The sequence below is a fragment of the Magnetospirillum fulvum genome, assembly GCF_900108475.1.
Classification (GTDB): Bacteria; Pseudomonadota; Alphaproteobacteria; order Rhodospirillales; family Magnetospirillaceae; genus Phaeospirillum; species Phaeospirillum fulvum_A.
Genome location: NZ_FNWO01000014.1, coordinates 88,041 through 108,899, shown reverse-complemented (window position 1 = coordinate 108,899; position 20,859 = coordinate 88,041). Strand labels below are relative to the sequence as shown.

Genomic DNA, 20,859 nt, shown 5'->3' with positions numbered 1-20,859 from the left:
GCCGAGCCCTTGACGATCGGAATATCGTCGCCAGGGAAATCGTAGGACGACAGCAGCTCGCGAACCTCGAGCTCGACGAGGTCGAGCAGCTCGGGATCATCGACCATGTCGACCTTGTTCATGAACACGACCAGCGCCGGAACGCCGACCTGACGCGCCAGCAGGATGTGCTCGCGGGTCTGCGGCATCGGGCCGTCAGCGGCCGACACCACCAGAATCGCGCCGTCCATCTGCGCCGCGCCGGTGATCATGTTCTTCACATAGTCGGCGTGGCCGGGGCAATCGACGTGGGCATAGTGACGGTTGGCCGTCTCGTATTCCACGTGAGCCGTCGAAATGGTGATACCACGGGCCTTCTCTTCCGGGGCCTTGTCGATCTGGTCGTAGGCCGTGAAGGTGGCTCCGCCGGTCTCGGCCAGAACCTTGGTGATCGCCGCAGTCAACGAGGTCTTGCCATGGTCAACGTGACCGATGGTGCCGATGTTGCAGTGCGGCTTGTTGCGCTCGAATTTCGCCTTAGCCATCGTCTCTTACTCCGTCCTCGAATACCGTGTTTTTAGCCAGCCAGCTTGGCGCGAATCTCGTCCGACACATTCTGCGGCACTTCGGAATAGTGATCGAAGTGCATCGAGTACTGCGCCCGACCCTGCGACATCGACCGCAGAGTGTTGACGTAGCCGAACATGTTGGCGAGAGGCACCATGGCGGTGATGACGCGGGCGTTGCCGCGCTGATCCATGCCGTTGACCTGACCGCGGCGGCTGTTCAGATCGCCGATGACGTCGCCCATGTAATCTTCGGGAGTGACGACCTCGACGCGCATCATCGGCTCGAGCAGCTTCGGACCCGCCTTGGCGATACCTTCACGGAAGGCGGCGCGAGACGCGATTTCGAAGGCCAGCACCGACGAGTCAACGTCGTGATAGGCACCGTCGATCAGGGTCGCCTTGAAGTCGATCAGCGGGAAGCCAGCGATCACGCCGTTATCCATCGCCGAGCGGATACCCTTTTCAACGCCGGGGACGTATTCCTTCGGCACCGAACCACCGACGACCTTGTTGGTGAAGACAAAGCCTTCGCCCTTCTCGGCCGGCTCGAAGCGGATCTTGACGCGGGCGAACTGGCCCGAACCGCCGGTCTGCTTCTTGTGGGTGTAGTCGCACTCGTAGGACTTCGAGATCGTCTCACGATACGCCACCTGCGGCGCACCGACGTTCGCTTCGACCTTGAACTCGCGCTTCATGCGATCGACGAGGATTTCGAGATGGAGTTCGCCCATCCCCTTAATCACCGTCTGACCGCTTTCGGGGTCCGAGGCAACGCGGAAGGACGGATCCTCGGCGGCGAGACGCGCCAGGGCAACGCCCATCTTTTCCTGGTCGGCCTTCGACTTCGGCTCGACCGCGACCTCGATCACCGGCTCGGGGAAGTCCATGCGTTCCAGAATCACCAGCGAGCTGGGGGTCGGATCGCACAGGGTATCGCCCGTGGTGGTGTCCTTGAGACCGGCGAACGCGACGATGTCGCCAGCGCGGGCTTCCTTGATTTCTTCACGCGAGTTGGCGTGCATCAGCAGCATACGGCCGACACGCTCGCGCTTTTCCTTGACGGTGTTCTGGATGTACGAACCCGACTCGACGACGCCCGAATAGACGCGGACGAAGGTCAGCGAACCGACGAAGGGGTCGTTCATGATCTTGAAGGCAAGACCGGAGAACGGCTCGTCATCGGTGGCGTGACGGAAGACTTCCTCTTCGGTGCCGACCTTGACGCCATTGATGGCGGGAATGTCGAGCGGCGACGGGAGGTAATCGACCACGGCGTCAAGCAGGGGCTGAACGCCCTTGTTCTTGAAGGCCGATCCGCACAGCACCGGCACGAAGGTCCGGGAGATGGTGCCCTTGCGGATGCAGGCGCGCAGAGTCTCGACCGAGGGCTCTTCGCCGCCGAGATACATCTCCATCGCCTCGTCGTCCATCTCGACCGCGGTCTCGATGAGCTGGGCGCGGTACTCGGCGGCCTTGTCGGCGAGGTCGGCGGGAATCGGGGCGTCTTCGAACTCGGCGCCCAGGCTCTCGTCCTTCCAGATCACCGCGCAATTGCGCAGCAGATCGACGATGCCGAGATAGTTGCTCTCCTCGCCGATCGGCAGGTGGAGCACCAGCGGACGGGCACCGAGGCGATCGACGATCATATCGACGCAACGGTAGAAGTTGGCGCCGATGCGATCCATCTTGTTGACGAAACAGATCCGCGGAACTTCGTACTTGTCCGCCTGACGCCACACCGTCTCGGACTGCGGCTCGACGCCGGCGACCGAGTCGAACACCGTCACCGCACCGTCGAGCACGCGCAGGGAACGCTCGACCTCGATGGTGAAGTCGACGTGGCCAGGGGTGTCGATGATGTTGACGCGGTGATCGCGCCAAAACGCGGTCGTCGCGGCAGAGGTGATGGTGATACCGCGTTCCTGTTCCTGCTCCATCCAGTCCATGGTGGCGGTGCCTTCGTGCACCTCACCGATCTTGTAGGACTTTCCGGTGTAGTAAAGGATACGCTCGGTCGTGGTGGTCTTGCCGGCATCGATGTGAGCCATGATGCCGATATTGCGGTACCGATCGAGGGGCGTCGTGCGGGCCATTTTTCTTCTCGCGTTTCCGGTTTACCAACGATAATGCGAGAAGGCCTTGTTGGCCTCTGCCATACGATGGGTGTCCTCACGCTTCTTGACGGCGGCGCCACGGTTGTTGGCGGCATCAAGCAGCTCGGCGGACAGGCGGTCGATCATCGTGGTTTCGGAACGCTTGCGCGAATACTCGATCAGCCAGCGGATGGCGAGCGCCTGACGGCGATCGGCGCGGACTTCGACCGGAACCTGATAGGTGGCACCGCCAACGCGACGCGAGCGGACTTCAAGAGCCGGCTTCACGTTGGTCAGGGCCTCGTGGAACACCTTCAACGGGTCCTGGCCGCTGCGGGCCTGGATCTTGTCGAGAGCGCCATAAACAATCGCTTCGGCGGCGGACTTCTTGCCATCGAACATGAGGCAATTCATGAACTTGGCAACGACGAAATCGCCGAACTTGGCGTCGGGAGTGATCTCGCGCTTTTCGGCGGCGTGACGACGGGACATCTGTGACGAACTCCTTACTTCGGACGCTTCGCGCCATACTTCGACCGGCGCTGACGGCGGTCCTTAACACCCTGCGTATCGAGGGTACCACGGATGATGTGGTAGCGAACGCCCGGCAAATCCTTCACACGGCCGCCGCGGATCATCACCACCGAGTGTTCCTGGAGGTTATGGCCCTCGCCGGGGATGTAGCTGGTGACTTCGAAGCCGTTGGTCAGGCGCACACGGGCGACCTTACGAAGCGCCGAGTTCGGCTTCTTCGGGGTCGTGGTGTAGACGCGGGTGCAAACGCCGCGCTTCTGCGGGCAGGCTTCAAGCGCCGGCACCTTGTTACGATCCTTCTCCGGGGTACGCGGCTGGCGGATCAGCTGGTTAATCGTAGGCATACGGTCTCTTTCCCCTCGCAGGAATGGCGCAACCAAGATGAAAGGTCACCGGCAGCCTGACTACCGGGCCTCTTCGGGTATCGGTCGCCGACCCGTCCGGCGTTGACATCGTTGTTTCGCTAATCGGCGGACGACGGTGTCATGGCCCGTCGCCAGCCACCGGTCCCCCGGGAGGCCCGCATCCTATTTATCCGTCCACCCCCCGTCAAGAGAAACTGAGTCCGGAACCGGCACACGCGGCTTCGGCCCCGAACTCTCCTGACGGCGTGGTGCGAATCCATAGAGATCAGCAATCGGCTCCGGGCTTGCGCGTCCGCAGGAACTGGAAGAACTCGACGCCTTCGCGCAGGCGGCGCTTCATCATGTCCCAGTCCTGAACCATCTCGAGGAGGATCTCGCCGATCTTCGACGGACGGAAGTAGAACGCCTTGTAGAATTCGGCGACGGCGGCAAAGATCTCGGCCGACGACAAATGCGGGTAATGCAGTGCGGCCATCTGCCAGCCATCCTGGCGCAACAGACCTTCGTCTTTCTGGAACCAGCCGTTCTCGATCGCCTGACGGAACAGTTCGGTCCCCGGATAAGGCGCGGCCATCGACACCTGAAGGGTGCGCGGATTGACCTCCTTGGCGAAGGCCAGGGTCTGCTGGATCGTCTCGCGGGTCTCGCCGGGCAGGCCGATGATGAAAGTACCGTGAACGATGATCCCCAATTCATGGCAATCCTTGGAGAACTGCCGCATGATGTCGAGGCGCAGGCCCTTGCGGACGTTGTTCAGGATCTCCTGAACGCCGGATTCATAGCCGACCAGCAGCACCCGCAGGCCGTTGGCCTTCAGCACTTCCAGCGTCTTGCGCGGAATGTTGGCCTTGGCGTTGCACGACCAGGCAATCCCCAGCTTGCCGATGCCGCGGGCGATTTCCTCGACCCGCTCCAGATCGTCGGTGAAGGTGTCGTCGTCGAAGAAGAATTCCTTGACCTCGGGGAACATCTCCCGCGCCTGGGTCAATTCCGCGATCACGCTGGCCGGCGAGCGGGCGCGGTAGGTGCGTCCGCCGATCGTCTGCGGCCACAGACAGAAGGTGCATTTCGACCGGCATCCCCGCCCGGTGTAAAACGACATGTAGGGATGCTTCAGATAGCCGATGAAATAATCGTCGATGTTGAGATCGCGGCGATAGATCGGCGACACGAACGGCAGCGCGTCCATGTCGGTGATCAGGGCGCGGTCCGGGGTCGCAACCACCGCCCCGTCGGGGCCGCGGAAGGTCAGCCCGTCGATCTCGGCAAACGGCTTGCCCTCGGCGATATCGACGATGGTGTAGTCGAATTCGTTGCGGGCAATGAAGTCGATCGCGGGCGACGCCTGCAACGACGGCTCGGGCACGGTGGCGACATGCGCGCCGACCATGCCGATCATCAGATTGGGGTTGGCGGCCTTGAACGCCTCGGCGACCTTGACCTCAGAGGCGAAGGTGGCGGCGCTGGCATAGATCACCAGCAGCTCGAAATCCTTCGCCAGCGGCAGGATATCGGCCAGGGTCTGACCATGGGCAGGGGCATCGACCAGCTTGGAGTCCGGCACCAGCGCGGCAAGCTGCCCCAGCCAGGTCGGATACCAAAACGAACGGACTTCGCGCTTGGCCTGATAGCGGGCGCCGGCACCGCCGTCGAACCCTTCGAGCGAGGGCGGATTGAGAAACAACGACTTCTTCATGAGGCAAACCCCTCGACAGGCTCTAGAGTACCGTCACGGCGGACGACAAAACGGCGGCCACGCCATAGCACAGTCCGCCCCGACGATGCGACAGCATAGACGACAATGGAGAGAATTTCGCGCAGGGCCAGGTCGATCAGACCGGCGCGCGGCAACTTAAAGGAGAATTCCTCGACCCGAACGGCCCACAGGCGACAAGCCACCGCTGCGGCCAGCACCAGCAATCCGGCACCGCCGCTGCCGGTCGCGGCCCCGACCCCGGCGGCCAGCAGAGCCAGCCCGACCGGTTGGGTGACGACCGAGGCGAGGTGACCGGCGCGGTCGATCGAGGCGACGGTGCGGCCCCAACGGATTTCGTGATCGAACAGGGCGCGCAGACTGGGTTCGGTCACAACGATCTCGACCGGACGAGCGGCCAGGGCGATCCGCAGCCCTTGCGCCCGCGCCATCGCCCCCAGCGCCCAATCGTCGGCGAGCAGATCGGCGATGGCGTGCAATCCGCCGCCCCGCTCCAGCACCGAACGCCGAATCGCGACCGTCGCCCCGAAACAGCCGTCGTGACGGCCAAGGGCGCGGGCGACCAGAGCCGAGGGCAGGAAGCCGTGATTGATCCCCAGCGCGCCGAGGCGGCTCCACCGCCCCTCGTCGGCATGACCGACATACAAGCAGGTCACCACCCCCACCGAAGGATCGGCGAACGGCGCGACCAGATCGTCGAGATAGCCGGACTCGACCCGAACGTCGCTGTCGGCGATCACGATCAGGTCGTGGCGGGCCTCGGGATAGATCGACAGCAGGTTGCCAACCTTGCGATTGCGCGCCGGACCGCCGGGACGAACCACCGTCGCGATTTCGGCACCGGGCGGCGGCTCGGGCAGCGCCCGCACCACCTCAAGCGCCGTGTCGGCGGGATCGCCCGCCCCGAACAGCACCTGAAACGCCGGGTAATCCTGGCGCAGGCACGATTCTAGCGCCGCCGCCAACCCCGGCTCGGCCCCGTGGAGGGGCTTCAGCACGCTGACCGGCGGGCGCTCGGCCGGAACCAAACGCGGCGCCGAGACGAACCTCCGCACCAGCACGGCCGCGGCGATCTGATATATACACCCAGCGCCGACCAGGGCGGTCAGCAGCCAGAACACCAAAGCCCCCATCCGTCAGTTCCCGCCCTGAGCGCGGGTCTGGGCGTCGAGCGTCTCGATCAGCCCCTCCAGCCCCTTGGCGCGATAGATCGACAGAAACTCGGAGCGGCGCACCGCGACCTGGCTGACGGTGCCCTGATAATAGACATCGACCACCTGCCAACGCCCCTGCTCCTCGCGCAGCAGGTAATCGATCGCGACCGGCTCGCCGGTCTTCGGAACGATCTTGGACGGCACGATCACCGCGCCCTGGGTCGAATCCCGCGCCGTGCCGACCTCGAACTGTTCGCCGTTCCATTCCTCGAACTGAGCGGCATAGGTCGCGACGGAGAAGCGGGTATAGGCTTCGGCCAGCCGCGCCGCCTCGTCAGGGCTCAGCTTGGCGGCGGCGGTGCCCAATGTCGCCCGCGTCATCGCCGCCATGTCATAGGCCGCCGTCACTGCCGGACGCAGCTTTTCGACCCGGCCCTTAAAGCCCAGTTTCGGCCCCGTCTTCATCACCTCAAGCAGGCGATCGTTGAAGGCGTGGATGACCGCCTCGGCCTCTCCCGCCCGTGCCGGAGCGGCCACGCCCGCGACCAGGACAAAGAGCACCAGCAGCGCGGCGACAAAACCCGGCTTCATGGGGAACCTCATTTTCATTCTCATGCCCGCAGGCCATAGCACATCCGGACCTCGCAGCGCCATCGGCGCGTTGCGGATTGCCCTGGCGGGCGGACGTTCCGTCGTTGAACTTGACGGCGACCGGCCTGTATGATCCGCCACCCGCCCGAAAAGACCGGCGGCCCCGCCAACAACCCGAGTCGAAATCCGTGGCAGTCCCCCTCAAACAGACCGTTCGTATCGGCGCCTATGTCCTGCGCCAGCACCTTTCCGGCGCCAAGCGCTATCCCCTGGTGCTGATGATGGAGCCTCTGTTCCGTTGCAATCTCACCTGCGCTGGCTGCGGAAAGATTGATTATCCCGACGACGTGCTCAATGCGCGGCTGTCGGTGGCCGACGCCCTGGCCTCGATCGACGAATGTCCGGCCCCGGTGGTGGTGATGGCGGGCGGCGAGCCGCTGCTCCACCGCGAGATCGACCGGATCGTCCGGGGTGCCCTGGCGCGGGGCAAGTTCGTCTATCTCTGCACCAACGCCCTGCTGCTCGAAAAAAAGCTCGATCAGTTCGAGCCGAACCCGGCGTTCACCTGGACGGTCCATCTCGACGGCAACCGCGAGGATCACGACCGCGCGGTGTCGCGCGACGGCACCTTCGATCAGGCGGTGTCGGCGATCAAGGCGGCGCGGGCCAAGGGCTTCCGCGTCAACATCAACTGCACCTTGTTCAACAACGCCGATCCGGCGCGGATGGCCGAGTTCTTCGACTTCGCCCATTCGATCGGGGTCGAGGGCATCACCCTGTCGCCCGGCTATGCCTATGAACGCGCCCCCGACGGCCAGCACTTCCTGACCCGGCGCACCACCAAGGATCTGTTCCGCACCCTGTTCCGGCTGGGCAAGGGACGCGGCTGGAAGTTCACCCAATCCTCGCTGTTCCTGAGCTTCCTGGCCGGCAACGAGACCTATGCCTGTACGCCGTGGGGCAACCCGACCCGCAACGTCTTCGGCTGGCAGCGCCCGTGCTACCTGCTGGGCGAGGGCTATGCCCGCACCTATCAGGAACTGATGGACGAGACCGATTGGGACTCCTACGGCACCGGCAAATACGAGAAGTGCGCCGATTGCATGGTCCACAGCGGCTATGAACCGACCGCCGTCACCGACACCTTGAACCATCCGCTGAAGGCGGCGCGGGTCGCTTTGTTCGGCCCCCGCACCGAGGGACCGATGGCTCCCGACCTGTCGCTCGACGGCCAGCGTCCGGCCATCGACCGCTATGCCGAGGTGTTGGAAGAAGGTCGGGCGTTGCTGAAGACCGATCCGAACTAAGGCTTTGGGGGCCATGTGCCCCCAAACGCCGGTGGGGGAGGCTTGCCTCCCCCACCCTTTCCGGTGAAGTTAAAGCCCGAAGGCGGTTCCCAGCCCGGCCAGAGCGGCGCGCAGGGACGAATGGGCGGCGTGAGAATCAATTCCGACCCGGATCAGGTCGGGCAGTTCCCACGGCTTTAACGCCAGACGCCCCAGCACCGCGAGCGGACGGGCCTTGCCGTCGGGACCGATCCCGACCAGGGCCGAAGAGGGCAGCGTCAGATCGGCCGAATCCGCCACGGCGCGGATCACCGCGAACGGACGTCCCGCCTGGGCCGCGACCCGGGCCACGCCGCCGCTTTCCATATCGACCACCCGCGCGCCCGAGGCGGCGAACAGCGCCTGCTTCGCGCCCCGCCCCACCACCGGACCGGCGGAGGCGTGAATCACCCCGCTGCGGGAATGCGGGATCGCGTTGAGCAGGCGGCACATCCAGACCTGATTGACCGCGAAGGTCTCGTCGCCATCTTGAACGGCGGTGCCGACGACGATCTCGCCCGGAGCCAGCGCCGGATCGAGTCCGCCACCGATGCCCAGACTGAGCAGCGCCTCGGCCCCCTCGTCGAGCAGACGGCGGGCTTCGGCGGCGGCGCGGGCACTGTCGGCCCCGGCGATGCCGAAGCGGGTTCCGGGCGGCAGCAACGCCGCCTCGGACTCCATCCCGACGATGACGCCGACGGGAACCCGGCCGGGCACTCCGTCGAGCCAGCAGGCGGCGGGGAAGCTGTCGGACGAGGCGGATTCGTCGGCGTCAGAGGGCATGCAGCACCGGACCGGCATTCCCGGCAGTAAGGTTGCGAAACCGCGCCAGCGCCCACACTGGGAAGAACTGGCGGTAACCGTGATAGCGCAGATAGAACACGCGGGGGAAGCCGACGGCGGTGTAATGCTCCTCGTCCCACAGCCCCTCTTCGGTGCGGGTGCGGATCAGATACTCGACACCGCGGGCGACCGCCGGATGGCGGGTTTCGCCCACCGCCATCAGACCGAGCACGGCCCAGGCGGTTTGCGACGGGGTGCTGGCGCTGCCCTCGCCCTGCGGCTCGCCCTCCCAATAGGACCGGCCGTCCTCGCCCCAGCCGCCGTCCTCGCGCTGCTTCGACAGCAGCCACTCGACCGCCTTGCGGATCGCGGGATGGTCGTGAGGCAGACCGGCGACGTTCAGCGCGCACAGCGCCGACCACGTCCCATAGATGTAATTGGTGCCCCAGCGGCCGAACCACGAGCCGTTCGGCTCCTGCTCCTTCAGCAGATAGGCAACACCCTCTTTCGCGACCGGATCGGTCTGACGCTCGCCCAGCACCGACAGCACCGAGACGCAGCGGGCCGAGACGTCGGCGGTCGGCGGATCGAGCAGCGCGCCATGATCGGAAAACGGAATGTGGTTGAGGTAATGCGCGGTGTTCTCGGCGTCGAACGCGCCCCAGCCGCCGCCCTTGCTCTGCATCCCGCGCAGCCACACCGCGCCCGTCTGGATCGACTCGGCATAGCGCTCGGGATCGAGCCGGTCGAGCGCCGCCATCACCACGGCGGTATCGTCAACGTCGGGATAATGCGGGTTGGCGTACTGGAACGCCCAGCCACCCGGGGCCAGACCGGGGCGGCGCACCGCCCAATCGCCGACGACATCGGTGATCTGGCGGTCTACCAGCCAGTCGGCGGCGCGGCGGGCCGCGTTCTCGGCCTCGGGTCCACCGACTTCCAGCAACGCGTGGGTCGCCAGCGCGGTGTCCCATACCGGCGACAGGCAGGGTTGAACCCAGGCGCGCTCGCCCTCTTCGACCACCAGATTGCGGATCGATTTCTTGGCGATCACGACGCGAGGATCGTCCTTGGGCACGCCGAGCAGATCGTACATCAGCACGGAATTGACCATCGCCGGGAAGATCGCGCCCAGCCCATCCTCGCCGTTGAGACGTTCATCGACGAAGGCCACCGCCCGCTCGATGGCGAGACGACGCAAACCTTGCGGGAAATAGGGCTGAACCCGATGCAGCACCCGGTCGAGCCCCCGGAACACGTAGGCCCAGCGCGAGCGCGGCGTGTCGAGATACCAGTTGGTCACCTGCTCGGGCGGGGTGACGAACAATTCGGAAATATTGATCTTCAGCGGGTTGCGCGCCTGGGGACGCAGGCTCATCAACACCACCAGCGGCGCGATCACCGCGCGCGACCAATAGCTGACCCGGTCGAGATGGAACGGGAACCAGCGCGGCAGCAGCATGATCTCGACCGGCATCACCGGCACGCCCCGCCACGGAATCTGGCCGAACAGGGCCAGCAGGGTGCGGGTGAAGACGTTGCTGGTGGCGGCGCCGCCATGGGCCAGGATCGCCTCGCGCGCCTGCTTCATGTGCGGCGCGTCGATATCGTCGCCGATCGCTTTTAGGGCGAAATAGGCTTTGACCGAGGCGCTGATATTGAACTCGCCGCCATGAAACAGCGGCCAGCCGCCGTGAGTCTTGTCCTGAATGTCGCGCAGATAGACGCCGATCCGCCGCTCGAGCGGCGGATCGCGCTCGTCGAGATAATGCAGATAGAGGACGAACTCGGCCGGAATGGTGGCATCGGCCTCCAGCTTGAACACCCAGTGGCCATCGTCCTTCTGGCTGGACATCAGGGCGGCGGCAGAGCCGCGCACGGCCTCCTCCAGCCGACCGGCGGCAAGGGTGGACTCGTCGGATGGCAGATTCACATTACTCGCAAACACGTCTGACCTCGCAAAACGGGAACAGGGCGCCGGGGGTCGCGGTCAGTCAGACCAGCCCGTGGCGCAGCACGCACCAGAGCTTGGCTCCGGCGGGCAGTCGAACCGGGGGAAGGCGCGGCTGGAAGCCCTCGGCCTCCAGACGATGGTAAATCCCCCGGTACATTTCCTTCATCAGCGTCGCCGGACGCATCGTCCGCCGCGCGCATTCGAGCATCGCCCGGTCGGACGCGGCGAAGTGCTGCGCCGCAATCTTGGCGATATCGCGGCAGACCGCGACCAGGGCCGGGTGGGTCAGAACCTCTTTGGGATCATGGCTGTCGATCCCGTGCGCGCTCAACACCTCGTCGGGCAGATACAGCCGCCCGATCTCGGCATCGACGGCGACGTCGCGCAGAATATTGGTCAGTTGCAGCGCCATCCCGGTCGCGTTGGCGACGGACTGACCCTGGGGGCGGTCCTCGCCGAACACCCGCACCGACAGCCGCCCCACCGCCGAGGCGACGCGGTCGCAATAAAGCTCCAGCGCCGCCATCGTCGGGCGGACCATCGCGGTGCCGATATCCATCTCGCACCCGTCGATCACCGCCAGGAAATCCTCTTGCGGCAGCTTGTATTCCGCCACCGGCCCGGCCAGCGCCACCAGCACCGGATGAGTCACCGGCTGACCGGCGTAAAGCCGACCGATCTCGACCCGCCACCATTCGAGCTGGCGGCGCTTTTCGACCGGATCGCCCGGTTCGTCGGCGATGTCGTCGACCTCGCGGCAAAAGGCGTAAACGGCAAACATGCCAAAGCGGCGCGGCAATTCCAGCAGCCGCATTCCCCAATAGAACGACGAGCCCGAGGCCTTGACCTTGGCCGCCATCTGCTCGTACAGGGCCGGATCGACCGCGATCATGACTTTGCTCCCCCCCGGTGGTCCTGAACCCGGCCTTTCCAGGCCCCGCCCCGTCCCCGCCAATATTGCACCGCCGAATCGATCGTCGCCCCCAGATAGAACAGCGCCACCAGCGGCAGCGCCACCGACCATCCGGGCGGCAGGCCATAGGCGCGCACCATCGGCGCATAAGCGAGGCTCATCGCCGCCCAGGCGATCAGGCCGAACAGAGCGGCAGGACCGCCGGTCAGCACCAGCAGAGGCGGCAGGACGAACACCAGCAGCATCGCCACAACCGTCCCCGCCAGCAGCAGCGGCGAGTGGTTCAACTGGGTATAGGCCGAGCGGGAAATCATCTTCCACAGCCCCGACGGGCCGCTATAGCGGCGCGAACTGGCCGTCTCGCGCGCCAGATCGAGCTGGATTCGCCACCCGGCGCGCTTGACCGCCGCCGCCAGGGTGCAATCGTCGATCAGGGCATCGCGGATCGCGGCGACGCCGCCGATATCGTCGAGCGCCTGGGGCCGGATCAGCACATAGCCGCCCGCCGCCGCCGCCGTCGTGCGCGACGCGTCCGACACCCAGGCGAAGGGGTACAGCATCCGGAAGAAGAACACGAAGGCCGGAACCACCGCCCGCTCCCACACGCCATCGGTGGGCAGCCGCACCATCAGCGAGGCCATGTCGAGCCGGGCGGCCAGCAGACGCGCCACCTGTCGGCGCAGTTCCGATGGCGCGTGGTCGATATCGGCGTCGGTCAGCAGCAGCAGATCGAGACCGGGACGAAGCGCCCGCGCCGTCGCGATGCCGTGATTTTGCGCCCACATCTTGCCCGCCCAGCCCGGCGGCAGATCGGGCGCGGCAACGACGGTCAGACGGTCGGAAGCACCGATGGCGGCGGCGGCGGCGCGGGCCTGATCGGCGGTGCCGTCGCTGCTGTGATCGTCAACCACCACCACCGACAGGGTACCGGGGTAATCCTGCGACAGCAAAGTGGTAACGGTGCCGCCGATGCACGCGGCCTCGTCGCGGGCGGGGATCACTGCCACCACTTCGGGCCAGCCCGCGGGCTCGGGAGCGGACGGGGGGGGCTCGACCCGCCAGAAATCGCCGCGCAGGGCCAGCAGCCAGCCCCAGGCTCCCAGCCCGGCCAGACCGGCAAGGGTAGAGAGACTCACGGGCGCACCTGACCGTTGGCACGGAACCATTCCACCGCGTCGGCCAAAGCCAGATCGGCCGGGCGATGGCAATAGCCCAACTCGGCTTCCGCCTTGGCCGAGGAAAAGAACATCCGCCAGCGCGCCATCCGCAGCCCATCGACGGTGACGAACGGCTCGGCCCCGGTCAGCCGCGACCACGCCTCGGCCGCGACGGCGAGCGGGAACAGCGGCAAGCGGGGCAGCCGCACCGATGGCGGCCGCCGTCCGGTCAGCCGGGCGATCCGGGCCAGAATCTCGGCCAGCGGCAGATCCTCGCCGCCCAGGATATAGCGCTCGCCGATCCGGCCTTTCTCCATCGCCAGCAGGTGACCCTGGGCGACGTCCTCGACATGGACGAGGTTCAGGCCGGTGTCGATATAAGCGGGCATCCGTCCCGACGCCGCCTCGACGATCATCCGCCCGGTCGGCGTCGGCTTGACGTCGCCCGGCCCGATCGGGGTCGAGGGATTGACGATCACCACCGGCAACGCCTCTTCGGCGGCCATCCGGCGGACCTCGGCCTCGGCCAGGAATTTCGAGCGCTTGTAGGGACCGACCATGTCGGCGACGGTGCTGGGAGTCGTCTCGTCCGACACCCCGCCGGGGGCATGGCCCAGCGTCGCAACCGAACTGGTATAGACGATCCGCCCCACCCCTTCGGCCAGCGCGGCCCGCATCAGCGACCGGGTGCCATCGACGTTGGCGCGCATCATCGCCGCCTCGTCGGGAACCCACAGACGATAATCGGCGGCGGCGTGATACAATCGGTCGCAGCCCGCGACGGCGCGCCGCAACGACGCTTCGTCCTCCAGGCTTCCCTCGGCCAGCTCGACCTCGAGACCGGCAAGATTGCGGCGGTCCGAGCCGGGACGGGCCAGAACCCGCACCGCCTGGCCGCGCGCGCGCAAGGCCCGCACGATCGCCGAGCCGACAAAACCGGTTGCCCCGGTGACAAGACAGATACTATTCATGCGCAGACAATCCATCGCGCCCGAGCGATGTTCCGCCCGACCGTTCGGGAGGTTAGTTACATCTTTTGTGTTGGCATCCGCCACAGTTTCTTTGATGCTGTCGTGGAAATTGCCTGCGCGCAATAAGGGAATTTAGAGATAAATGCTGGCATCTAGTCTGATCGGCGGCGCGTTGGCCGCTGGAGGGTTTGCCTATCTTGGCCTCGCGTTCCGCCATGTGGGACGTGCCTTGCCTCCGGCCCCCGCCTCCGATTGGAGACCGCCCGTCACGCTGATGGTTCCGGCCCACGGCCAGACTCCGCATTTGGAAGAGTGTCTGCGGTCGATCTGTGGGCAGGATTATCCGGCGCTTCAGGTCGTGTTCGGCCTGCACAGCCCCGACGATCCCGCCCGCAGCGTGATCGAGCGGATTCAGGCCGAATTCCCGACCCTCGACACCACCTTGGTCATCGACGGCCGCCGCGCCGGGTCCAACCCGAAAAACGCCAATCTGGCCAACATGTATCCGGCGGCGAAGCACGACATCCTGGCGATGATCGACAGCGACGTGATGATCCCGCCCGACTTCCTGGCCCGGTTCATCCAACCGCTGTCCGATCCGGCCACCGGCGGGGTCACCTCGCTTTATTCCGGCAAGCCCGAATCCAATCTGGCCTCGCGGGTCGGCGCGCTGTTCCACAACGACTGGTTCATTCCCTCGGTGCTGGTCGATCTCGCCCGCCGCGACATGGACATCTGTTATGGCGCCGCGATCGCCGTCACCCGTAAGGCGCTGACCGCGATCGGCGGGTTCGAAGCGATGGCCGACGCGGTGGCCCAGGATTTCGTGTTCGGACACGAACTGTACCGCAACGGCTTCAAGGTCCGGCTGTCCTCGGAACTGGTGGCGACCGTGGTCGCCGAGCCGACCTTCTCCGCCCTGATCTCGCATGAATTGCGCTGGAACCGGGCGATTCGCGCCATCCGGCCGTTCGAGCATTTCCTGTCGATCTTCATGAGCCCGCTCGGGCCGATGCTGCTGCTGGCCCTGTTCGGCTGGCCGTTGTGGATCGCGCTGCCGATAATCGCGCTGCACGTCTGGCTGCGGATCCGGCTGCATCGCCTGTTGCGGGAACGCTTTGATCTGCCCCCGGTTGAACCGTGGCTGGTTCCGCTGCGCGAACTAGTCAATTTCGCGATCTGGCTGCGGACCCCGCTCGGGCGCACGGTGCGATGGGACAATCAGGTCCTCGTCACCGGCGACGGATTGCGGATGAAGTCGGCCGACAAATAGTCGGTCGTGAAAAAGTCCTTCGGCCTTTGGCCTCAGTGTACTTTTCCCCGGTTCAAAAAGAATCCCCGTGCTCAATCAAGCTTTCCGCGCGGGGATGGATTTGGTTCCCTCCGAGGCCGATGGGCGACGCCCACGGCTTCGGAGGCTGGTGAAACAGACAACACGAAAAATGGGCGCTGGGCCGCCCCTAGCCCATTTTTCTCCTTTTAATCCAACGGGAAAAAGTACACCGAGCGACAGCGAGGGACTTTTTCACGGGAGACCAAATAAGGCCGCTCAGCCGAACCCGCACTCGACCAACAGGCGGTGGAAGTCGCGCAGCGCCTTCTCCGCCTGAGCCGGGTCGGGAACGCTGGCCAGGAACTTTTCCTCGAACTGTTTCTGGCGCAGATGCTCGATCACCCGGGCCTTGGCCATGTCGAGCGACTGTCCCTCGATCAGCACCCCGGAGCCGCAGAACTTGACCAGCCGGATCGCCCGCATCGCCAGCGGATCGTCGGTCTTGTCGATTTTCTCGATCACGCCTTCGGACTGAAGATAGCGGGCCATCACCGCATCGACGCGGGCGGCCAGCCCGGCGCGGAACTTTTCGTCGAGCGCCTCGCAGGTCAGCAAAGCCCGATTGGCCCCTTTCAGCGCCGCCATGCGGTCGCGCGGCGGGTGGCGCACCGGACACCAATGGTCGATATGATCCGCGCGGGTGACGTGGCCGCGCAACAATTCGGTCAGCCCGGCCCCGATTGCGCGGCCCAGCGGAGCAGCGCACAAGGTCAGCAGGAATTGCAGCCGGATGCAGCCGTCGGCCAACGCCCCCAACAGCATCCGCACCGATTCGACGACAACCAGCGAGGCCCCGCCGGCATTTTGCACCCGGGTGGCGCGCTGCAACAAAGCTTCGGCCATCAACGGACCGCCCGCGACGCGGTCGCGCTCGACCAGCCGGTGCAGCAAGCGGTGGAACATCTCGAATTCCTGGGCGGGATCGTTGCGCGACAGCGGATTGGCCCCGCCGATTTCGCGGATGGTGCGCGCCATCAGCGCCTGCTGGGCCTGCGGCAGCCTTCCTGCCGCGAACATCTGGTTGAGATCGGCAAACAGCTCGGGAGCGAACTTCGCCGGTTCGGCCCGCCCCTCGGCCAGATCGACGATCTGCCCCAGCGCCGCGGCCAGATTGGGCTGAAACCCCAACAGATCCTGCACCATCTGGGCCGGAACGACCAGATCGGCCAACAGCCCGTCGATCACCTCGGGCCGCACCTCGGGCTCAAGCGCCCAGGCCAGCACCAGTTCCAGCTTTCCCTGCCAACTGCGCCGCTCCAGCAAGGCCAGGGTCAACCGCGCCATCAGCCCGAAGGCAGGATCGGGATCGGCGGCGGATTGGGTCAGCGCCTCGGCGAAGCTGGCGGGCGGTTTGGGTTTGGGCTTGGCGGCGGCAAAGTCGCGGGCGCGCTTTTGCAGCGTCTCCCACGCGGATTCGAGGAAAGCCCGCCGCTCGCGCGGGTCGGCCTCTCCCGCCTCGCGCGACTGCAACCCCGCCACCCGGTCGATCGCCGAAAAAAGCAAGGTGCCGCGATCGCCGAACCGCTTCATCTCCTTGGCGTCGTGGAGAAATTCGGTTGGCGTCACCACCACTTCGTCGAGATATTTGCGCAACAGCCGCCCAATCGCGGTCCGCGAAGGCAGGGCATAGACATCCTCGATCGTGGTACAGAGCGGCGCCTCGGCGATCGGGGCCAGCGTCAGATCGCCCGGAGCCTTTTCCGGCGCCTTCTTCTCCAGCACCACCGTCTCGGCATGGGTGCCGTCCAGCCGCTCGAAATCGCGCACCACCCGCACCGCTTCATGGTTGCCGGTGTGAAGCAAATTGTCGGCAAAGGCCTTGGCCGCCGCCTCGTCGGCGGCCATCTCGGTGATCACCCAGCGTTTGTCGGCAAAGACATGAATCTCGAACGACGTCTTGGACGGCGTCATGATCCCGCTCCGGCGCGGGCGGCCAGGGCCTCGGCGGCGCGGCGGGCATCGTCGGCCAAAGCGGGCACGGCCGAACCGGAAGCCTGACGCAGCCATCGTTCGGCGGACTCCAGATCGACCTGCCCCGCCTCACCGGTGGCCAGCAACAGGCCGAGATGATAGCAGGCGACCGGGTCGCCCGCTTCGGCGGCGCGGCGATACCAGCCCAGCGCGGCGGGGGCGTCGCTGGGCGCGCCCAGCCCCCGTTCCAGTCGGATCGCCAGCGGCAACCAGGCGCGCGGCTCCCCGGCCTCGGCGGCGCGGCGCAGCCAGTGCGTCGCCGCCGTCTCGTTGGTCTCGACCCCCACCCCCGAGGCCAGCATCAGCCCGTAATTGACCTGGGCCGCCGCCAGCCCCTGTTCGGCGGCGCGCTGACACATCATCGCCGCCTCGACCGGATCGGCCTCGGCGCCCCGGCCCTGGCGCAGCATGTTGGCAAGGTTGAACTGCGCCTCGGCCCCGCCGCGCTCGGCGGCGGCGCGGTACAGGGCGACGGCGCGGGCCTCGTCGCGTTCGACCCCACACCCGCTTTCGTACAGCGCCCCCAATGCGAACAAAGCGGCGGCGTCGCCCTGATCGGCGGCCAGAGCGAACCATTTCGCCGCGACCTCGGGATTGGCTTCGGCCCCCCGCCCCTGCCGGATCATGTTGCCGATATTGAACTGAGCGGCGACGTCACCCTGCCGCGCCGCGTCGAGATAGCGTCTCAGCGCCTGGATATCGTTCTGAGTCACCCCTTCGCCCAGATCGTACATCACCGCCAGCGAATATTGCCCGGCGGCGTCGCCCTGCTCGGCGGCCAACGCATAGAGCCGGACCGCCTCGACCGGATCGGCGGCGATGCCGCGTCCCTCGCGATAGACGTTGCCCAGCGCCACCAGCGCGGCAAGGTCGCCCGCATCGGCGCGGCGGCGCAGGCGGACAAGGTCGGGCAGCGGTTCCGGCCCGCCGATCGACAACGGATCGGTCTCGGCCTCGATCGCGGGCAGAACCAGCGGCTCGGACCCGGCGGCGGGCCGGACCGACGCGGAACGCTGACGGGACGACGGCCGAGGCGGCGGCGGCGCGCGGCGGGGTGCTGCGACCGGCGGCGGCAGATCGGCGACGGGGCGGGAGATATCGACGCCGTCGGCTTCCATCCGCCGCAACAAAGCGCTGGCGTCCTGGTTGCCCTGTCGGGCCGAGCGGACCAGCCACGTCACCGCCTCGTCAACGTCGCGGCGGACCTGATAGCCCAGACGATAAATCTCGCCCAGCTTGAACTGGGCGACGGGATCGTTCTCCTGCGCCAGCAGCCGATAACGGGTGACGATTTCCGGTTCGCGCGACATCGTGCTCCTCCCCGACGGGAACAGCTTTTAAAGATGACGCAACCGCCGCCGCCTGTCGAGGCGAGGGGAGAGAGCGGGACCGGTCAGGGAGCGTATTCGGCCATGCAATTGGGGGTTTCCCATACCCTGAGCGCGACCAGCCGGGCCGCCCCGCCCGAGCGTTCCGCCACCGGAGCGGCCAGCACCGCGTACCAGTGACGAGCCAGCGCCTCGGCGGTGGGGTGGAACGGCACGACATACATCTTCGAGCCGAGCTTGGTCTCCGAGGTCAGCGCCGCGCCGTCACGGGCGACCCGTTCGGCCAGGTCGGCCCGCCACTCCGCCGGATCGCGTCCGTCCGGGGCGAACAGGTCGAGCAGGGCGACGTCGCTCAAGGCGACGATCAGGCCGTGATCGCAGGTCGCGTCGATCCGGGCCATCATCTCTTCTTTCAGGAAGGCGAAATCAATCGCCATGTCGGTCTGCTCGCCGCCAGCGTGGAGCGCGTCGGCGGCGCACTCGGCCTCGATCCCATAGCGATGACCGTGCAGATTGCGGCATTTCGAGCCATGGGTGGCGATACGGTGGCCCGCATCAATTTCGATACGGCGGCGGATATGAAACACGGACATCAGCGAAGCCCCAGGCTCTTGTGAAGTTGCAGCCCCAACCGCCAGCGCGGATGGGACAGGCAGTAATCCAGCGCGGCGGCGGTATTGGCCTCCCGCTCTGCCCCGTCCATCGGTTGCAGCAGGAAGTGGGCGAACGCCAGCGACTCGAACTCCGCCGGGTCGGCTCCGTCCTGAGGAAAGACCAGCTTGAGTTCGTCACCCCGGACCACGACCAGACGGTTGCCCGCCTTGGGGCTGACGCAAATCCAATCGAGACCGGGCGGCAGCGGCAGCGTTCCGTTGGTCTCGACCGCAATCGCAAAGCCGCGCCGGTGGAGCGCCGCGATCAGCGCCTCGTCCAGTTGCAGCCCCGGCTCGCCGCCGGTAACGACCGCCAGTCGGTTCTCGGAATCCGCGACCGGCCACGCCGCAGCGACGGCGTCGGCCAGCGTTTCGGCATCGGCAAAGCGCTCGCCGCCGACGAAATCGGTATCGCAGAAGCGGCAGCGGGCGGTGGCACGATCGGCCTCGCGTCCGCTCCACAGATTGCATTCGGCAAAGCGCAGGAACACCGCGACCCGCCCCGACTGGACGCCCTCGCCCTGAAGCGAGGCGAAGATTTCGCGAACAAGATAGCTCATGATCCGCCCTTAGCCGCGCGGCGGCCGGTCTCCGTCGCCGGCCAAAGCCTGCCACAGAGCCAGCGCGGCAATCGTCGCGGTCTCGGCCCGCAGGATGCGCGGCCCCAGACCGACCGGACGGACGAACGGACGCGACACCAGCAAGGCCCGCTCCTCGGGGGCGAAGCCGCCTTCCGGTCCGACCAACAGCGCCACCGGCCCCGCGCTCCACCCCGCCGCGACCTCGGCCAGCGGTTCGCCGCCGCCGGTTTCGTCGAGAAACAGCAAGGTGCGGCCCTCGGGCCAGTTGGCCAGAACCCGCTCCAGCGGAACCGCCTCGTTCAACAACGGCAGGGTCAGCCGCTCGCATTGCTCGGCCGCTTCGATCATCCGGGCGCGCAGCCGCTCGCCATTGACCCGGTTGGCGACGGTGCGGCGGGTAAACACCGGCCAGAACAGCGACGCCCCCAACTCCGCGACCTTTTCCGCCACCAGATCGGTGCGGTCTCGCTTCAACGGCGCGGCCAACAGCCACGGATCGAACCTCGGCTCGGGCTCGGCCGATTGCGGCCGGACCTGAAGCTCGGGGATCAAAATCCCGCCGGGGCGGCCCAGCCGGTCGATCCGGGCCAGCCATTCACCGTCGGCTCCGTTGAACAGCAACACGTTTTCGCCCGGCTCGGCACGCATCACGGAAGAAAGATAATGTGTCTGCTCGCGCTCCAACGCCACCGCGTTTCCGGCGGATAACGGGACTTCGACGAACAGGCGCAGGCGGGGGCGGGGGATGATGTCGCTCATGGACGCCCTTCTACGACGAAGCACCCACGCGCGGCAACTTAATGTCCTTATAAACGCCCTCAAGCGCCGGGCGCCGCCTCCGGCGGCTGGGCTTTCGCTCGCATGGGCTCGCGGGCGCTGTTCGCGCCATGG

The 20,859-nt window shown here is 66.4% G+C and carries 19 protein-coding genes; 2 read left to right on the top strand and 17 right to left on the bottom strand.

The genetic code is table 11. From position 1 onward, the window contains the following. From BLW40_RS15125 to BLW40_RS15095, 7 genes are all read right to left on the bottom strand, one after another. Nucleotides 1-524 (bottom strand): GTP-binding protein (locus BLW40_RS15125; RefSeq protein ID WP_139305622.1); only part of this gene is annotated, 524 nt, incomplete at its 3' end. A 32-nt stretch (nt 525-556) separates the two neighbouring features. Next, on the bottom strand, nt 557-2,641 hold the full coding sequence (gene fusA / locus BLW40_RS15120; protein WP_074770034.1) for an elongation factor G: 2,085 nt from the start codon (nt 2,639-2,641) through the stop codon (nt 557-559). Nucleotides 2,642-2,662: 21 nt separating this feature from the next. Continuing rightward, nucleotides 2,663-3,133: a 30S ribosomal protein S7 gene (gene rpsG, locus BLW40_RS15115; protein ID WP_021133654.1), complete on the bottom strand. Its 471-nt coding sequence runs from the start codon at nt 3,131-3,133 to the stop codon at nt 2,663-2,665. Between the two features lie 14 nt (nt 3,134-3,147). Beyond that, on the bottom strand, nt 3,148-3,519 hold the full coding sequence (rpsL, locus tag BLW40_RS15110) for a 30S ribosomal protein S12 (RefSeq protein ID WP_002725631.1): 372 nt from the start codon (nt 3,517-3,519) through the stop codon (nt 3,148-3,150). 286 nt (nt 3,520-3,805) lie between these two features. Then, a complete protein-coding gene (hpnJ, locus tag BLW40_RS15105; RefSeq protein WP_074770032.1) occupies nt 3,806-5,236 on the bottom strand; it encodes a hopanoid biosynthesis associated radical SAM protein HpnJ in 1,431 nt (476 codons plus the stop codon). Beyond that, nucleotides 5,233-6,387 (bottom strand): bacteriohopanetetrol glucosamine biosynthesis glycosyltransferase HpnI, encoded by a 1,155-nt coding sequence (gene hpnI, locus BLW40_RS15100; RefSeq protein WP_074770030.1) that lies wholly within the window; start codon nt 6,385-6,387, stop codon nt 5,233-5,235. Before hpnI (BLW40_RS15100) ends, hpnJ begins: the two co-directional genes overlap by 4 nt. Nucleotides 6,388-6,390: 3 nt before the next feature. Then, on the bottom strand, nt 6,391-6,999 hold the full coding sequence (locus BLW40_RS15095; protein ID WP_074770028.1) for an ABC transporter substrate-binding protein: 609 nt from the start codon (nt 6,997-6,999) through the stop codon (nt 6,391-6,393). 188 nt (nt 7,000-7,187) lie between these two features. Here BLW40_RS15095 and hpnH point away from each other — a divergent pair, with 188 nt between their 5' ends. Then, nucleotides 7,188-8,306: an adenosyl-hopene transferase HpnH gene (hpnH, locus tag BLW40_RS15090; RefSeq protein WP_074770050.1), complete on the top strand. Its 1,119-nt coding sequence runs from the start codon at nt 7,188-7,190 to the stop codon at nt 8,304-8,306. A gap of 69 nt (nt 8,307-8,375) precedes the next feature. Here hpnH and BLW40_RS15085 read toward each other — a convergent pair whose 3' ends face one another. The 5 genes from BLW40_RS15085 to hpnA all read right to left on the bottom strand — a co-directional run bounded on the left by BLW40_RS15085 (nt 8,376) and on the right by hpnA (nt 14,102). Next, complete coding sequence (locus BLW40_RS15085; RefSeq protein ID WP_244511216.1) at nt 8,376-9,107, bottom strand: phosphorylase family protein; 732 nt, start codon at nt 9,105-9,107, stop codon at nt 8,376-8,378. Beyond that, entirely contained in the window at nt 9,097-11,040 is a 1,944-nt protein-coding gene (gene shc / locus BLW40_RS15080; RefSeq protein ID WP_074770024.1) for a squalene--hopene cyclase, read from the bottom strand. The genes BLW40_RS15085 and shc overlap by 11 nt, the downstream gene beginning before the upstream one ends. A gap of 61 nt (nt 11,041-11,101) precedes the next feature. Then, on the bottom strand, nt 11,102-11,953 hold the full coding sequence (gene hpnD / locus BLW40_RS15075; RefSeq protein ID WP_074770022.1) for a presqualene diphosphate synthase HpnD: 852 nt from the start codon (nt 11,951-11,953) through the stop codon (nt 11,102-11,104). Further along, nucleotides 11,950-13,110, bottom strand: a complete 1,161-nt coding sequence (locus BLW40_RS15070; protein ID WP_139305620.1) for a glycosyltransferase — start codon at nt 13,108-13,110, stop codon at nt 11,950-11,952. Before BLW40_RS15070 ends, hpnD begins: the two co-directional genes overlap by 4 nt. Then, nucleotides 13,107-14,102: a hopanoid-associated sugar epimerase gene (gene hpnA, locus BLW40_RS15065; RefSeq protein WP_074770048.1), complete on the bottom strand. Its 996-nt coding sequence runs from the start codon at nt 14,100-14,102 to the stop codon at nt 13,107-13,109. The genes BLW40_RS15070 and hpnA overlap by 4 nt, the downstream gene beginning before the upstream one ends. A 142-nt stretch (nt 14,103-14,244) precedes the next feature. On the opposite strand from hpnA, the gene hpnI (BLW40_RS15060) reads away from it, so the two are divergent. Continuing rightward, nucleotides 14,245-15,375, top strand: a complete 1,131-nt coding sequence (gene hpnI / locus BLW40_RS15060; RefSeq protein ID WP_074770019.1) for a bacteriohopanetetrol glucosamine biosynthesis glycosyltransferase HpnI — start codon at nt 14,245-14,247, stop codon at nt 15,373-15,375. 276 nt (nt 15,376-15,651) lie between these two features. Here hpnI (BLW40_RS15060) and BLW40_RS15055 read toward each other — a convergent pair whose 3' ends face one another. From BLW40_RS15055 to BLW40_RS15035, 5 genes are all read right to left on the bottom strand, one after another. Beyond that, entirely contained in the window at nt 15,652-17,346 is a 1,695-nt protein-coding gene (locus BLW40_RS15055) for a hypothetical protein (RefSeq protein WP_074770017.1), read from the bottom strand. Continuing rightward, nucleotides 17,343-18,716 (bottom strand): SEL1-like repeat protein, encoded by a 1,374-nt coding sequence (locus BLW40_RS15050; protein WP_074770015.1) that lies wholly within the window; start codon nt 18,714-18,716, stop codon nt 17,343-17,345. Before BLW40_RS15050 ends, BLW40_RS15055 begins: the two co-directional genes overlap by 4 nt. 83 nt (nt 18,717-18,799) lie before the next feature. Then, nucleotides 18,800-19,327 carry a 6-carboxytetrahydropterin synthase gene (locus BLW40_RS15045; protein ID WP_074770013.1) on the bottom strand — a complete coding sequence of 176 codons (528 nt, stop codon included), beginning with the start codon at nt 19,325-19,327 and terminating at the stop codon, nt 18,800-18,802. Beyond that, entirely contained in the window at nt 19,327-19,947 is a 621-nt protein-coding gene (gene queE / locus BLW40_RS15040) for a 7-carboxy-7-deazaguanine synthase (protein WP_074770011.1), read from the bottom strand. The genes BLW40_RS15045 and queE overlap by 1 nt, the downstream gene beginning before the upstream one ends. Nucleotides 19,948-19,956: 9 nt before the next feature. Next, on the bottom strand, nt 19,957-20,727 hold the full coding sequence (locus BLW40_RS15035; RefSeq protein ID WP_074770009.1) for a 16S rRNA (uracil(1498)-N(3))-methyltransferase: 771 nt from the start codon (nt 20,725-20,727) through the stop codon (nt 19,957-19,959). Nucleotides 20,728-20,859: the final 132 nt, after the last annotated feature.